Raw genomic sequence first — 15,241 nt, 5'->3', positions numbered from 1 at the left:
GATATAATAGACTCTATGAACACAAAAGATAAAATTTCAAATTATCAACTTTTATTAGCACAGCTGGAAACTTTGTTGGAGGGTGAGACTAACTCTTTAGCTAATCTTTCCAATGCTAGCGCCTTGCTCAATCAAGCCTTGCCTAATTCAGTCTTTACAGGTTTCTATCTTTTTGATGGGAGTGAGCTGATTCTGGGGCCTTTTCAGGGTGGTGTTTCCTGTGTTCATATTGCCTTAGGTAAGGGTGTCTGTGGGGAATCTGCGGAGAAAGAGCAGACGATTATCGTAGACGATGTGAGCCAGCATGCCAACTATATCTCTTGTGACAGCAGAGCGAAAAGCGAAATTGTGGTGCCCATGGTAAAAGACGGTCGCCTTCTTGGAGTACTGGATTTGGATTCAGCTTTGACGGGTGATTATGATAAGGTAGATCAGGAATATCTGGAAAAGTTCGTCCAGATTTTGCTTGAAAAAACGACTTGGAATTTTGAAATGTTTGGAGAAAAAGCCTAATGTATCAAGCTTTATATCGGAAATACCGCAGTCAGACCTTTGGTCAGCTGGTGGGGCAGCAAGTAGTGGCTACTACTCTGCGGCAGGCTGTTGAGCAAGGAAAAATCAGTCATGCCTATCTCTTTTCTGGCCCACGTGGAACAGGAAAAACCAGTGTAGCTAAGATTTTTGCCAAGGCTATGAACTGTCCGAATCAAAAGGACGGCGAGCCTTGCAATGACTGCTATATCTGTCAGGCCATAACTGAGGGAAGCCTTGAAGACGTCATAGAAATCGACGCAGCTTCTAATAATGGGGTAGATGAGATTCGTGATATTCGGGATAAATCTACCTATGCACCTAGTATGGCCAAGCACAAGGTCTATATCATTGACGAGGTGCACATGCTCTCAACAGGGGCATTTAACGCTTTGCTCAAGACCTTGGAAGAACCGACTGAAAATGTGGTCTTTATCCTAGCGACGACTGAGTTGCATAAGATTCCAGCCACGATTCTTTCCCGTGTCCAGCGTTTTGAGTTTAAGTCTATCAAGACTCAGGACATTATTGCCCATATTGAGTGGATTTTGGATCAGGAAGGTATTGACTTTGAGCAAGAAGGTGTGCAGATTATTGCCCGTCGAGCAGAAGGTGGTATGCGGGATGCCCTGTCTATCCTTGATCAGGCTCTTAGTTTAACCCAGGAAAACCGCCTGACCACAGAAATAGCTGAAGAGATCACAGGCTCTATCAGCTTGGGAGCCTTGGATGCTTATGTAGCAGCCTTGATTGCGCATGATGCAGTTGCGGCCTTGGATAATCTTAATCTGATTTTTGACAGCGGAAAAAATATGGCCCGTTTCGTAACGGACCTCCTGCAATATCTGCGTGATCTAATCATTGTCAAAACTGGCGGGGAGAATCATCACGCCAGCGAGCTCTTTCTGGAAAATCTCAAAACACCGCAGGATACTCTTTTTGCCATGATTGATATGGCGACCAAGAGTTTGGCAGACATCAAGAACAGCCTGCAGCCTAAGATTTATACAGAAATGATGACCATTCGACTGGCAGAGACTAGCAGTCTTCATACAGCGACAGCCATTCCAGATAATCTAGCTGATGAACTCAAGGGATTGAGGCAAGAGATTGATAGTCTTAAGCAGCAGCTAGCTAATGGCAATGGAAAACCTGCAGCACCTGTCAAAACTTCGGATATTCGGCCACAGAAATCTAAGGGCTACCGTGTAGATCGCAATAAAGTCAATGCTATCCTGGAGGAGGCTGTTGACAATCCTAGCCTAGCTCGTAGCAATCTGACTAAGCTACAGAATGCTTGGGGAGAGGTCATTGAGAGTTTATCCGGGGCGGACAAGGCTTTATTGGCTGGCTCGCAACCTGTGGCAGCCAATGAAAGCCATGCTATCTTAGCTTTTGAGTCTAATTTTAACGCTGAGCAGACCATGAAGCGAGACAATCTCAATACCATGTTTGGCAATATTCTTAGCAGCGCAGCAGGGTTTTCACCAGAGATTTTGGCTATTTCCTTAGAAGAATGGACCAAGATCCGAGCGGATTTCTCGGCTCGTAGCAGAAATGGTAAAGTTGAAGTCGAAGAGAAGAAGGAAGAAAATTTGATTCCAGAAGGATTTGACTTTTTAGCTGAAAAAATTACCGTGCAAGAAGACTAATAAAAGATTTTTTGAATTTTTCATGATATAATACATTTATGAATAGAAGACAATTTATCACAGTGGCTCTCTTTACGGCTGTTGAAACATACTTTTTTAATGAATCCATAATGTCGGAACACTATTTCATGGCGATTTTCTGGGCCTTTCTGATTTTGCGGAATCTTCAGATCTCCTATGTCATGGGCCGGATTGTTGATGAAATTGATAAACATTTAAAATAAACAAAAGAAAAGGGCTGAGATTTCTCAGTCCTTTTAGCTTGTGATTGTATACAGTCTATTCCCAACTGCTTAGAGAAACTTCGCCACTATTGAGCCAGATTTCTTGACCATTATCGAGCTGAACGAGGAGCTGACCACTGTCAGAAACGTCCTTAGCCAAACCCTTGTAGTCAGTATTATTTTGACTGAAGCTGACTTCCCTTCCCAGCACCAAAGAGCGCTGCTTGTAAAGGTAGATGAGTTCTTCTGGATCACTTTCGTAAAAGCATTTCCAAATCTCAGCAATGAGCTCATTACGACTGATTGGAGGTTTCTTATCAAATAAAGATCCGGCCTTGTCCTTGAGGTCTTCAGGAAAATCTTTAATAGAGAAGTTAAAACCAACTCCGATAATAACATCAGTTACTTGCCCATTCTCAATAGAAGTAGTAGCTTCTGTTAGGATGCCAGCTATCTTTTTATTTTTATAATAAATATCATTGACCCACTTGATGTCAATATCTATAAGAGTTAGATTTTTTATTGCCTTATAGATGGCTCCCGCAGTTAAGATCGTATAGGAAGGGATCTGGTCAAAAGGAAGGTTGGGCTTGAGGTGGAGAGACATATAGAATCCACCTTGGCTAGGGCAGAAGAAAACACGACTGAAACGGCCGCGACCAGCAGATTGCGCAGTGGCTAGATAGAGAGTGTCGGCAGAGCGTCCGGCCTCCATGCCAGCCTTGGCGTCCATCTGAGTGGACTGGCAGTCAGGATTGAAGGAAACTTTTACAGGTGAGTGTTCCTCAATCCAAGAAGGAAGCAGCAAATCTCCATCAAGCAATCGATAGCCACGATTCTTGACAGATTCGATCTGGATGCCTTCTTTTTCAAGTTTTTGAATGGCTTTCCAAATAGAGGTCCGTGTGATCCCTAGGTCTTGGGCTATTTTTTCACCATTGACGTAATCATCGGCTTGCCTAAGAATATCATATAGTTTTTCATAGGTTTTCATAGTATGTCTTTCTAATTTAAAGGCTGCTTTCTCTAATAGTCAATCTTGTAGCTAGTTTGACCATATAAGCGACTGAAGGACTGTCTTTTAGGAAGCTTTGCTCAAGAATTTGAATGGCTTGTTTTCCCATTTCTTCAGTAAAGACTGTCACAGTACTGAGTCTTGGATACATATATTTGGCTAGAGAAGTATCGTTAAAAGAAATCAAGCTAACACTTTCTGGGACAGGGATTTTAGCTTCTTGCAAAGCACGCAAGGCACCTGATGCCAAGGCATCATTTGCTGCAAAGAAGGCTTGAGGAAGATTGTCACCAAGCTCTATAATGAACTTTTTCATTATCTTATATCCCGCTTCTGAAGAAAAGCTTCCAATCTTGATTAGATTGGGATCATATAGCTTGAGTTGCTGGAGATAGGATTGAAAAGTATTGAGTCGAGGGTCAGAGAGCAGAGTGCTTTTATCAGAAGAGGTTTCTTGACCAGCAATCATGCCAATCTTCTTTAGGCCATTGTTGATAAAATAATCTATAACATTGATAACGGAGTTTTCAAAGTCGGTCGTGACGCAAGAATGGCCATAATTTAAGGTATCGCTATCGACAAAAACTAAGTTGTCACTGTAAGTTTCCAGTTCTTTTATCTTATCAGGACTAAACTTACCGATAGCAATGATTCCGTCAATATTTTCTAGTTGAGCCATAGAATCATTGTTGAAAATTCTAATGATCTCATAGCCTAATTCTTGAGCTCTTTTTTCAGCTCCTAAACGAATAGAGTAGTAGTAGAGATCATCGAGTTCTTCTTGTTCTGTATACCATTCGATTATAGCAATTCTGTGAGAAGATTTAGAACGTTTATTTGTTCTCTTTGATTTTTTATAACCAAGCTGTTCAGCGATAGTAAAAATTTTGGTACGCGTTTCATCACTGACAGACATGGCTTGATCTTGGTTTAAAACTCGCGAAACAGTTGCAGGTGAAACACCAGCAGCATGGGCAATATCTTTGATGGTAGCCATACGATTCAATCCTTTTTCTTTACTATTCTTTCATTATACATCAAACATTAGTAAATCACAAAGCAGAATTTAGTAAAACACCCCAGCATATTTGGCATAGCTATTAGTGGGCAGATTATAGTATGTGGTATAATAAAATAAAGCTTTGAATGAGGAGGATAAAAGATGAAAAGAGCTGGAATAACTTTTCTTGCATTAACAACTCTTTTATGTGGCTTGTTTTTCCTAACAGCCTGTAAGAAAGGACCACTAAGTCTTGACCAGCAATTTGATGTTTATTCAAAGGCTAAACCGGTCTCCATTTCTAATGGAGAAACTTATTATCTTTGGGTTAAAGATAGTCAAGATAAGACAGTGGATAGCCTGAAGTATATGATTCCAAAAGAATGGGAACTAGATCTTGAGCAAAGTCTAAAACCTAATGAAGATGTAGCTTATACTGCTCAAGAAGATGGTCGTTATTTCTTAGTTCAAATTTATACTTTACGTATTCAAGGTAATCAGAAACTTTCTGAGAAAGCTCTAAAGCAAAAAATGATGGATGACGGTCATCGTTTTTCTAAAGAAGGAAAGGTCACTATCGGAGATAAGGAGTGGCTGACAGGTTATGAGCGTTCAGAACAAGCTAACAAGGCTTCAGCTATCTCTTTTTATCGTCTGGAAAAAGACTCGTCAGGAAATCCCATTATTTTAGTGGGAAATTTCCTATATCCAACCTATCCTGGAAAAGGAGAAGATGATGTAGATGCTTTGGTAGAGAGGGGAATTGGACACTTAAAGACTATTTTAAAGCAGTTGTCTAGTCAAGATCAATTTTCTTAATACTCGAGGTTGGATCGAAACTTTCTTTTTCAAATTGCAGAAAGAGTTAGTTGGATAAAAGTTGAGTACAGTATATTAAAAATTTTCAGAAAATATCGACTTTTTCTTGACAAGGCAAAAATACTGTGTTAGAATTCTAAACAATAAGAAATCATCTCAAAAGGAGTTAGTCAAACATGAAGTCAACCCAATCTTCAAACTTTGCTTTGTTGTTGCGTTACTCGGGCTAGTGCAAAAGCATTAGTCCTGTTTGGCTTACCAAGCGGGAGTAAATCAACATCTCGCTTGTTCCTCAAGTGAGATGTTTTTTTATACCTACTCACCTCAATATAGATTAAGGTTTCTATGCTTGGCCCAAAGTGCTAGTCTTTTAGAGATATTTTCTACTGCTAGTTTACATTTTGAAGCCTTGATTATAAGAGCCCTTGTGTATTAGAAAAGGAGTTGTCTATGACACGAAAAATTGAGTTTCTTGATACCAGCCTTCGGGATGGTGAGCAGACACCTGGAGTGAACTTTTCCGTTAAGGAAAAGGTTGCTATTGCTAAACAACTTGAAAAATGGGGAATTTCGGCCATCGAGGCTGGCTTCCCAGCTGCTAGTCCAGATTCATTTGAAGCAGTACGGGAAATCGCCAAAGCAATCACCAAAGCTTCGGTCACTGGCCTAGCGCGTTCGGTTAAGTCTGACATTGATGCCTGCTATGAGGCACTCAAGGATGCCAAGCACCCTCAGGTACATGTCTTCATTGCGACCAGTCCCATTCACAGAGAGTTCAAGCTGAAAAAGTCCAAGGAAGAGATTTTAGAAGCCATTAAGGAGCATGTTTCTTATGCTCGCTCTAAGTTTGAGATTGTCGAGTTTTCACCTGAGGATGCGACACGAACCGAGCTAGATTTTCTGCTTCAAGTCGTTCAGACAGCAGTTGACGCGGGTGCTAGCTACATCAATATTCCAGATACGGTTGGTTTTACTACACCTGAAGAGTTTGGTAATATCTTTAAGTATCTGATTGACAATGTCCAAACGGACCGTGAAATTATCTATAGTCCTCACTGCCATGATGATTTAGGAATGGCGGTGGCCAACAGCTTGTCTGCGATTAAATATGGTGCTGGACGGGTGGAAGGAACGATCAACGGTATTGGTGAGCGTGCTGGTAATGCGGCTCTGGAAGAAGTAGCGGTTGCCCTAGAGATTCGTCAAGACTATTATCAGGTTGAGACAGATATCGTCCTTAACGAAACGATTAATACTTCTGAACTTGTGTCTCGTTTTTCAGGTATTCCAGTGCCTAAGAACAAGGCTGTCGTTGGTGGCAATGCCTTCTCACATGAGTCTGGTATCCATCAGGATGGCGTTCTTAAGAACCCACTGACTTATGAAATCATCACCCCAGAGTTGGTCGGTGTCAAGAGCAACTCACTCCCACTTGGTAAACTCTCTGGTCGCCATGCCTTTGTCGAAAAACTCAAAGAATTGGCTCTGGACTTTGCTGAATCTGAAATTAATAATCTCTTTGCTAAGTTTAAGGTTCTGGCAGATAAGAAAAATGAAGTTACAGATGCTGATATTCGAGCTCTGATTGCTGGAACGACGATTGAAAATCCAGAAGGATTCAGATTTGATGATCTGCAGTTAACGACCAATGATGACCAAACTATCACAGCTGATGTGCAGTTGGTTAATGGCGATGGTGAGACAGTCACTTGTGTGGCAGAAGGCAAGGGAAGTGTTGAAGCTATCTTTAATGCGATTGACCAATTCTTTAACCAGTCTGTCCAGCTTTTGTCTTATAACATTGAAGCGGTAACAGATGGTATTGACTCTCAGGCTCGCGTCTTGGTAGCTGTAGAAAATACGGATACAGATACGATCTTTAACTCTTCTGGTATTGACTTTGATGTTCTTAAGGCTAGTGCTATTGCCTATATCCATGCCAATACCTTTATTCAAAAGGAAAATGCAGGTGAAATTGGCCGTCGCGTTTCTTATCATGACTTACCTGCTAGTGAATAGGAAGGAGTACCTATGACAAAAAAAATCGTAGCTCTGGCAGGTGACGGTATTGGCCCAGAAATCATGGAAGCAGGTCTTCAAGTATTGGCTGCCATTGCGGATAAGTTCGGTTTTACTTATCATGTTACGGAGAAAGCTTTTGGGGGTGCTGGGATTGATGCGGAAGGTCATCCTCTGCCTCAGTCAACTCTAGAAGCGGCCAAGGAGGCGGATGCTATTCTCCTAGCAGCTATCGGCAGTCCCCAGTATGATAATGCCCCGGTTCGGCCAGAGCAGGGTTTGCTCGCTCTGCGCAAGGAGCTTGAACTCTATGCCAATATCCGCCCAGTTAAGATTTTCGATCCTCTCAAGCATTTGTCGCCTTTGAAGGCTGAAAGGATCACTGGTGTGGATTTCGTGGTTGTGCGCGAGTTGACTGGTGGGATTTACTTTGGCGAGCATATTTTGAAGGACGAATCAGCGCGGGATATCAACGACTACAGCTATGAAGAGGTAGAGCGGATTGTCCGTAAGGCCTTTGACATTGCGCGTGGTCGCAGAAAGCGCGTGACCAGTATTGACAAGCAAAATGTGCTAGCGACATCCAAACTCTGGCGCAGAGTAGCAGATGAGGTCGCTAAGGATTATCCAGATGTGACCTTGGAGCACCAGCTGGTGGATAGCGCTGCGATGCTTATGATTACCAATCCTGCTAAGTTTGACGTTGTAGTAACAGAAAATCTCTTCGGGGATATTCTCTCAGACGAGTCAAGTGTCTTATCAGGAACGCTGGGAGTTATGCCTTCAGCCAGTCATTCGGCTTCTGGACCAAGTCTTTACGAGCCTATCCATGGTTCGGCTCCCGATATTGCGGGGCAAGGAATTGCCAATCCTATCAGTATGATACTTTCTGTGGCCATGATGCTGCGGGATAGTTTTGCAGAGCTTGAAGCTGCAGAAGCGATTGAGGCAGCAGTGGAGAAGACCTTGGCTCAGGGTATCTTAACCCGAGATCTGGGTGGCCAGGCAGGGACAGCTCAAATGACGGAGGCCATTATCAATAACTTATGAAATGGATACTAACAGGTATTTGCCTGCTATGGAACCTTGTCGTTTTCCTGCTTTATGGTTGGGATAAACGAAAGGCTAAGAAAAATCACTACCGCATTCCAGAGAAGACTTTGCTATTGTCAGCATTGGTAGCCGGAGGTTTGGGCGCTTTATTAGGCGGTTGCCTCTTTCATCATAAGACCAGAAAATGGTATTTCTGGTTGGCTTGGATTTGCGGAATAATAGTGGAAATCGGAATTTTATATTACATATGGAGAAGCTAGTATGGCTGGAAAATCGATTTTTGATAAGCTGTGGGAAAGGCATGTAATAACTGGTCAAGAAGGCCAGCCCCAGCTTATGTATGTAGATCAGCATTATATTCATGAAGTAACCAGCCCTCAGGCTTTTCAAGGCCTTCGAGATGCAGGGCGCAAAGTTAGAAGGCCGGACTTGACCTTTGGTACCTTTGACCATAATGTTCCTACGGTCAATATCTATGATATTCGGGATGTGATTTCCAAGGCTCAGATTGATAAACTTTCTGAGAATGTCAAGGATTTTGGCATCGAGCATGCCGCTCACGGATCAGAGTTGCAGGGGATTGTCCATATGGTTGGACCTGAAACAGGCAAGACCCAGCCGGGCAAATTCATTGTCTGCGGTGACAGTCACACGGCCACTCATGGAGCTTTTGGAGCCATTGCTTTTGGAATCGGTACTTCGGAGGTGGAGCACGTCTTTGCCACGCAGACCATTTGGCAGGTCAAGCCTAAAAAAATGCTGGTCAAATTTACCGGAGTGCCACCTAAAGGTGTCTATTCCAAGGACTTTATCCTCGCTCTGATTGCTCGATATGGTGTGGCTGCAGGTGTCGGTCATGTGGTCGAGTATGCAGGTGATGCGATTGACCATCTGACCATGGAAGAGCGCATGACCATTTGCAATATGTCTATTGAGTTTGGCTCCAAGATGGGCATTATGAATCCCGACCAGAAGACCTATGATTACGTTCAAGGTCGGCCCGGAGCTCCCAAGGACTTTGAGGCGGCGGTGGCTGATTGGAAGACTCTTGTCAGTGATCCTGATGCTGTCTATGATAAGGTCATTGAGATTGATGTTTCCACGCTTGCACCAATGGTGACTTGGGGAACCAATCCTTCTATGGGAGTAGAGTTCGGTGCTGCTTTCCCAGAAATACGTGACATGAACGACGAGCGAGCCTACAATTACATGGACCTCGCCCCGGGTAAGAAAGCAGAAGATATTGACCTAGGTTATATCTTTATCGGATCTTGTACCAATGCTAGACTCAGCGATTTGCAGCTGGCAGCTAAGTTTGTCGCTGGTAAGCACATTGCTCCCAATCTAACAGCTATCGTCGTACCAGGCTCTCGTCCGGTCAAGCGGGCTGCTGAAAAGATGGGACTGGATAAAATTTTCATGGATGCAGGCTTTGAGTGGCGCGATCCAGGTTGCTCTATGTGCTTGGGAATGAATCCAGATAAGGTGCCAGATGGAGTTCACTGTGCCTCTACAAGTAATCGGAACTTTGAGGATCGGCAAGGCTTTGGAGCTAAGACTCATCTTTGCAGTCCTGCCATGGCAGCAGCGGCAGCTATTGCCGGACGATTCGTAGACGTCCGTCAGCTACCGGAGATCCAGTAAGGAAGGTTTATGGAAAAATTTACAATCTATACAGGGACAACAGTCCCACTCATGAACGATAATATTGATACGGACCAAATTTTACCCAAGCAGTTTCTCAAGTTGATTGATAAAAAAGGCTTTGGAAAGTATCTCATGTACGCATGGCGCTATCTGGACAATCAGTACACGGAAGATCCTGATTTCGTCTTTAATAGACCAGAGTATCGCAAGGCGACTATTCTGATTACAGGGGACAATTTCGGAGCGGGTTCCTCTCGGGAACACGCTGCCTGGGCCTTGGCTGACTATGGCTTCAAGGTAGTCATTGCCGGATCTTTCGGGGATATTCACTACAACAATGAACTTAATAACGGCATGTTGCCTATCGTCCAGCCACTGGAAGTTCGGCAAGCTTTGGCGAATCTAAAGCCAACGGATCAAGTGACGGTGGATTTGGAGCAGCAGAAGATTTTTTCACCGGTGGGAGAATTCTCCTTTGACATTGATGGAGAATGGAAGCACAAGCTCCTCAACGGGTTGGATGATATCGGTATTACCCTGCAGTATGAGGATTTGATTGCAGAATATGAAAAAAATCGTCCATCTTATTGGCAGTAACCATATTTTTGATATATTCAGAAAATTCTAAATATATCTTGTCTCTGATAAGAATATATGGTAAAATAAATCTTAATTTAATAGAAAAGGAATAAACTTATGACAAAACACATTCAATGGAACGGAACTCTTTCACAAGAAGGTTATGACATTCTTAAAGGAGATGGGGGCTGTATCGTTTGTCCGACTAAGGTAGGTTACATCATTATGACCAGTGATAAGGCAGGTTTGGAGCGTAAGTTCGAAGCTAAGGCACGTAACCGTAATAAGCCTGGTGTTGTCCTTTGTGGCAGCATGGATGAGCTCCGTGCTTTGGCTCAGTTAAATCCGAAAATTGAGGCTTTTTATCAAAAGCATTGGGATGAAGATATCCTCTTGGGCTGTATTCTTCCATGGAAGCCAGAAGCTTTCGAAAAGCTCAAAGCCTATGGCGACGGTCGTGAAGAGCTGATGACAGATGTTCGTGGCACTAGCTGTTTTGTTATTAAGTTTGGTAAGGCGGGCGAGCAGCTGGCAGCTAAGCTTTGGGAAGAAGGCAAGATGGTCTATGCATCCTCAGCTAACCCATCCGGTAAAGGGAACCGCGGCAAGGTTGAAGGAATTGGCGAGCGCATCGAAAACGCTGTTGATTTAGTCATTGAAGCAGATGACTATGTAGCCTCTATCCAGCCAGACAAGACCATTGAAACTCGCTACGAGCAAGGTGTTATGGTCTCCATGGTGGACAAGGATGGAAAACTGATTCCAGAACAAGGTGGGCAACGTTCCATCTCACCAGCACCTGTGGTTATCCGCAAAGGATTGGACATCGACAAAATCATGATGCACCTGTCCGATACTTTCAACTCATGGGATTACCGTCAGGGTGAATATTACTAAGATAAAAAAGAAGCTCAGTGCGAGAGGGGGATTTCCTCTGTACACTGAGTTTTTTGTTTGGAATTTTTAGTTTAAAATCTTTATTCAGTTTAAAATTATTTCGAAATAGAACAAAATTCTTGACAGCTGTAATATCTGGCGTTACAATAATTAAAAATCGATTCGATATAGAAATAAATTGGAGGAAGTATGAAAGACAGTCATTTAGTAGCCTATCATATTCGTTTGTTGAATGGGCGAATTTTTCAAAAGTTACTGAATCAGGATCCTGAAGCCCTTTATCGAAGTGAGCAGGGCAAGATTCTCACAGTTTTATGGAATAGTGAAACGGGCTGCGCGACGGCGACAGATATTGCGCTGGAGACAGGACTAGCCAATAATACGCTGACGACTATGCTGAAAAAGTTGGAAGAGAAGGGTTTAGTGACCTTTAGTCAGTGTGGTTTAGACAAGCGAAAAAAATATGTAAAGTTGACAGAGCGGGGTTGGTCTCAGAAAGAAGTGGGCCATCGTATCAGTCAAAAATTGGATGCTATTTTTTATAAAGGCTTCTCAGAGGAAGAAATTCGTCAGTTTGAAAGTTATCAGGAACGCATTTTAGCAAATTTGAAAGAAAAAGAGGCATAAATCATGTCAAAACAAGTTGAAAATGCACAAAATCTATATATTCACGCCATTCAAGATGGGCGTGTTGCTGAGGCTCAAGCTCAGTCTGTAGGGGATACTTATATCCAACATTCGACAGGTGTGCCAGATGGGAAAGAAGGGTTTGCGGCTTTTTTTGCAAATTTCTTTGAGCGTTATCCCGAGCGTGAGATGAAGATTGTTCGCACCATTGAGGATGGCAATCTGGTCTTCGTTCATGTCCATCAATATCTCAATGGCGGGGAAGCTCAATGGGTGACAACGGATACTTTCCGTGCGGATGGGAATGGCCGTATCGTGGAGCATTGGGATGTTATTGACTACTATCGTGCTCCGGAAAATGGACAGTTAGACCAGATCTTTGGAGATTTTGAAGTCACGGATTTAGACAAGACAGTAGAAAATAAAAAAACTGTTCGTCGTTTCCTGACAGAAATCTTCCAAAATGGGGAGCTAGAGCAGTGGAGTGACTATGTGGCAGACGATTTGATTCAGCATAATCATGAGATTGGCCAAGGAAGTGATGCTTATAAAAACTATGTGGCTGAACATGGTGTTACTTTTGACTTTGTTTTCCAGCTTTTGGGACAAGGAAACTATGTGGTCAGCTATGGGCAGAATCAGATCGATGGGGTGGCTTATGCTCAGTACGATATCTTCCGTTTGGAGAATGGCTTGATTGTGGAGCATTGGGACAATAAGGAAGTCATGCCTAAGGTAGAAGACTTAACTAATCGAGGAAAGTTTTAAATTGAGGACAAACAATGATTGAATATAAAAATGTAGCGCTACGCTATACAGAAAAAGATGTCTTGAGAGATGTCAATTTAAGGATTGAGAATGGAGAGTTCATGGTTTTAGTGGGTCCTTCTGGATCCGGTAAGACGACCATGATTAAGATGATTAACCGTCTCTTGGAACCAACTGATGGAAATATCTATATGGATGGTAAACGCATCAAAGACTATGATGAGCGTGAGCTGCGCCTTTCCACAGGCTATGTCTTACAAGCGATTGCCCTCTTTCCCAACCTAACTGTGGCTGAAAATATTGCTCTAATTCCTGAGATGAAAGGTTGGAGCAAGGCAGATATTCAGCAGAAGACCGATGAATTGCTGGAGCTAGTAGGCTTGCCTGCTGAAGACTATGCTCAGCGTATGCCAAGTGAGCTGTCTGGCGGTGAGCAGCAGCGGGTGGGTATTGTCCGTGCCATTATCGCTCAACCCAAAATCCTACTGATGGACGAACCGTTCTCAGCTCTTGATGCCATCTCGCGTAAGCAATTGCAGAGCTTGACTAAGAGTATCCATGACCAGTTTGGGATGACGACAATCTTTGTGACCCATGATACGGATGAGGCCTTGAAATTGGGGAATCGGATTGCTGTTCTGCAGGACGGGGAGATTCGTCAAGTGGCAACACCTGAGGAAATTTTATCTGCACCTGCGACTAACTTTGTAGCAGATTTATTTGGAGGTGTTCAACATGGCTAATTTATTTTCTACCTTTCAGGAGCGCTTTAGCGAATGGTTGGCAGCCTTAGGACAACATCTCCAGCTATCTCTTCTGACCTTACTAGTGGCCATCTTCTTGACCATTCCGCTCGCTATCTATCTTCATAGTCATAAAAAAGTAGCAAATTGGGTGCTACAAATTGCGGGAATCTTTCAAACCATTCCTTCAATGGCTTTGCTGGGACTCTTTATCCCCCTCATGGGGATTGGTACACTACCGGCACTGACTGCTCTGGTGATCTACGCTATTTTCCCGATTTTAGAAAATACTGTCACGGCTTTGAATGGGATTGATCCTAGTTTAGAAGAAGCTGGAATCGCCTTTGGGATGACCAAGTGGGAGCGACTCAAGAAGTTTGAACTGCCTCTAGCTATGCCCGTCATCGTTTCTGGAATTCGGACAGCAACGGTAATGATTATCGGAACAGCAACTCTAGCAGCTCTTGTCGGAGCTGGTGGACTAGGTTCCTTTATCCTTCTAGGAATTGACCGTCGCAATGTCAGTCTGATCTTGATTGGAGCTATTTCATCTGCCGTTTTGGCTATTCTTTTCAACAGTCTCCTTAAATGGATGGAAAAAGCTAAGCTTCGGACGGTATTTACAGCTTTTGCGGTCTTAATCCTTGGTCTAGGCGCTTCTTATACACCGAGTCTGCTTCCCAAGCAGGAAAAGGATCATCTGGTTATAGCTGGGAAATTGGGGCCAGAGCCAGAGATTCTTATGAATATGTATAAACTCCTCATTGAGGAAAATACCGATATGACTGTGACAGTCAAGCCAAACTTTGGTAAGACAGACTTCCTTTATCAAGCTCTGAAAAAAGGTGATATTGATATCTATCCTGAGTTTACCGGTACGATTACTGGAACTCTCTTGCAGCCTGCTCCAAAAGCCAGTACTGATGCTGAAGAAGTTTTTGAAGCAGCACGTGATGGAATCAAAAAACAGGACAATCTAGTCTTGCTCAATCACATGGCTTATCAAAATACCTATGCAATTGCAGTACCTAAGAGTGTTGCTAAAGAATACAATCTTAAAACCATCTCTGACCTTAAGGCAGTTCAAGACAAGCTCAAGGCAGGGTTTACCTTGGAATTTAGCGATCGTGAAGATGGGAACAAAGGACTTCAATCTGTCTATGGACTGAATCTCAATGTGTCAACTATGGAGCCAGCCCTTCGCTACCAAGCTATCCAGTCGGGTGATATTCAAATCACGGATGCCTATTCGACTGACGCAGAACTTGCGCGTTATGATTTACAGGTCTTGGAAGATGATAAGCAACTCTTCCCACCATATCAAGGGGCTCCTCTGATGAAAGAAGCTCTTCTCAAGAAACATCCAGAGTTGGAAACGGTTCTTAATAAATTGGCTGGTAAGATTACAGAAAGCCAGATGAGCCAGCTTAACTATCAAGTCGGTGTCGAAGGCAAGCCAGCAGAACAAGTAGCCAAGGAATTTCTGCAAGAACAAGGTTTCTTGAAGAAATAGCTTGAAAATGCTGAACTCAACTTCCTTAAACGACTATATAGAAGAATGCTCAGATATTTTTGTCTGGGCTTTTTTGATGTTAGAGTTACTGAAGGTCACTTAAAATGGAAAGGAAGAGAAAATTTTCAGGATTTTCTAAAACTTTACTGTAAAG

The 15,241-nt window shown here is 43.0% G+C and carries 16 protein-coding genes; 14 read left to right on the top strand and 2 right to left on the bottom strand.

Annotated elements, in window-relative coordinates; translation table 11 throughout:
• Positions 1-15: 15 nt before the first annotated feature.
• The 3 genes from HMPREF3108_RS06025 to HMPREF3108_RS06015 are packed head-to-tail and all read left to right on the top strand — an operon-like array spanning position 16 to position 2,407.
• Positions 16-513 (top strand): GAF domain-containing protein, encoded by a 498-nt coding sequence (locus HMPREF3108_RS06025; RefSeq protein ID WP_070493830.1) that lies wholly within the window; start codon positions 16-18, stop codon positions 511-513.
• Positions 513-2,183: a DNA polymerase III subunit gamma/tau gene (gene dnaX, locus HMPREF3108_RS06020; protein ID WP_070493788.1), complete on the top strand. Its 1,671-nt coding sequence runs from the start codon at positions 513-515 to the stop codon at positions 2,181-2,183. Before HMPREF3108_RS06025 ends, dnaX begins: the two co-directional genes overlap by 1 nt.
• A 38-nt stretch (positions 2,184-2,221) precedes the next feature.
• On the top strand, positions 2,222-2,407 hold the full coding sequence (locus HMPREF3108_RS06015) for a DUF3272 family protein (RefSeq protein WP_046165754.1): 186 nt from the start codon (positions 2,222-2,224) through the stop codon (positions 2,405-2,407).
• Positions 2,408-2,462: 55 nt separating this feature from the next.
• Here HMPREF3108_RS06015 and birA read toward each other — a convergent pair whose 3' ends face one another.
• Both birA and HMPREF3108_RS06005 read right to left on the bottom strand, forming a co-directional pair.
• Positions 2,463-3,401 (bottom strand): bifunctional biotin--[acetyl-CoA-carboxylase] ligase/biotin operon repressor BirA, encoded by a 939-nt coding sequence (birA, locus tag HMPREF3108_RS06010; RefSeq protein WP_061603173.1) that lies wholly within the window; start codon positions 3,399-3,401, stop codon positions 2,463-2,465.
• Positions 3,402-3,417: 16 nt separating this feature from the next.
• On the bottom strand, positions 3,418-4,419 hold the full coding sequence (locus tag HMPREF3108_RS06005) for a LacI family DNA-binding transcriptional regulator (protein WP_070493785.1): 1,002 nt from the start codon (positions 4,417-4,419) through the stop codon (positions 3,418-3,420).
• Positions 4,420-4,584: 165 nt separating this feature from the next.
• On the opposite strand from HMPREF3108_RS06005, the gene HMPREF3108_RS06000 reads away from it, so the two are divergent.
• From HMPREF3108_RS06000 to HMPREF3108_RS05950, 11 genes are all read left to right on the top strand, one after another.
• Positions 4,585-5,241: a hypothetical protein gene (locus tag HMPREF3108_RS06000; protein WP_070493783.1), complete on the top strand. Its 657-nt coding sequence runs from the start codon at positions 4,585-4,587 to the stop codon at positions 5,239-5,241.
• Positions 5,242-5,691: 450 nt separating this feature from the next.
• The gene (locus tag HMPREF3108_RS05995; RefSeq protein ID WP_070493780.1) at positions 5,692-7,260 is read left to right on the top strand and encodes a 2-isopropylmalate synthase; all 1,569 of its coding nucleotides are present in this window, start codon (positions 5,692-5,694) and stop codon (positions 7,258-7,260) included.
• A gap of 12 nt (positions 7,261-7,272) precedes the next feature.
• The gene (gene leuB, locus HMPREF3108_RS05990; protein ID WP_070493777.1) at positions 7,273-8,310 is read left to right on the top strand and encodes a 3-isopropylmalate dehydrogenase; all 1,038 of its coding nucleotides are present in this window, start codon (positions 7,273-7,275) and stop codon (positions 8,308-8,310) included.
• On the top strand, positions 8,307-8,573 hold the full coding sequence (locus tag HMPREF3108_RS05985) for a DUF1294 domain-containing protein (RefSeq protein ID WP_070493774.1): 267 nt from the start codon (positions 8,307-8,309) through the stop codon (positions 8,571-8,573). The genes leuB and HMPREF3108_RS05985 overlap by 4 nt, the downstream gene beginning before the upstream one ends.
• Position 8,574: 1 nt before the next feature.
• Positions 8,575-9,957, top strand: coding sequence for a 3-isopropylmalate dehydratase large subunit (gene leuC, locus HMPREF3108_RS05980; protein ID WP_070493771.1), 1,383 nt, complete (start codon positions 8,575-8,577; stop codon positions 9,955-9,957).
• A gap of 9 nt (positions 9,958-9,966) precedes the next feature.
• Positions 9,967-10,557 (top strand): 3-isopropylmalate dehydratase small subunit, encoded by a 591-nt coding sequence (gene leuD / locus HMPREF3108_RS05975; protein WP_002897735.1) that lies wholly within the window; start codon positions 9,967-9,969, stop codon positions 10,555-10,557.
• A gap of 99 nt (positions 10,558-10,656) precedes the next feature.
• Positions 10,657-11,436, top strand: a complete 780-nt coding sequence (locus HMPREF3108_RS05970; protein WP_070493769.1) for an L-threonylcarbamoyladenylate synthase — start codon at positions 10,657-10,659, stop codon at positions 11,434-11,436.
• Positions 11,437-11,625: 189 nt separating this feature from the next.
• On the top strand, positions 11,626-12,063 hold the full coding sequence (locus HMPREF3108_RS05965; RefSeq protein ID WP_061595778.1) for a MarR family winged helix-turn-helix transcriptional regulator: 438 nt from the start codon (positions 11,626-11,628) through the stop codon (positions 12,061-12,063).
• Positions 12,064-12,066: 3 nt separating this feature from the next.
• The gene (locus tag HMPREF3108_RS05960) at positions 12,067-12,831 is read left to right on the top strand and encodes a nuclear transport factor 2 family protein (RefSeq protein ID WP_061595777.1); all 765 of its coding nucleotides are present in this window, start codon (positions 12,067-12,069) and stop codon (positions 12,829-12,831) included.
• Between the two features lie 14 nt (positions 12,832-12,845).
• Positions 12,846-13,574, top strand: coding sequence for an ABC transporter ATP-binding protein (locus tag HMPREF3108_RS05955; protein ID WP_070493767.1), 729 nt, complete (start codon positions 12,846-12,848; stop codon positions 13,572-13,574).
• Positions 13,567-15,087: an ABC transporter permease/substrate-binding protein gene (locus HMPREF3108_RS05950; protein ID WP_070493765.1), complete on the top strand. Its 1,521-nt coding sequence runs from the start codon at positions 13,567-13,569 to the stop codon at positions 15,085-15,087. The genes HMPREF3108_RS05955 and HMPREF3108_RS05950 overlap by 8 nt, the downstream gene beginning before the upstream one ends.
• Positions 15,088-15,241: the final 154 nt, after the last annotated feature.

The sequence above is a fragment of the Streptococcus sp. HMSC10A01 genome (genome assembly GCF_001807785.1).
Taxonomy (GTDB): domain Bacteria; phylum Bacillota; class Bacilli; order Lactobacillales; family Streptococcaceae; genus Streptococcus; species Streptococcus gordonii.
The sequence above is the reverse complement of the archived record's forward strand: the minus strand, read 5'-3'. Positions and strand labels throughout refer to the sequence as shown.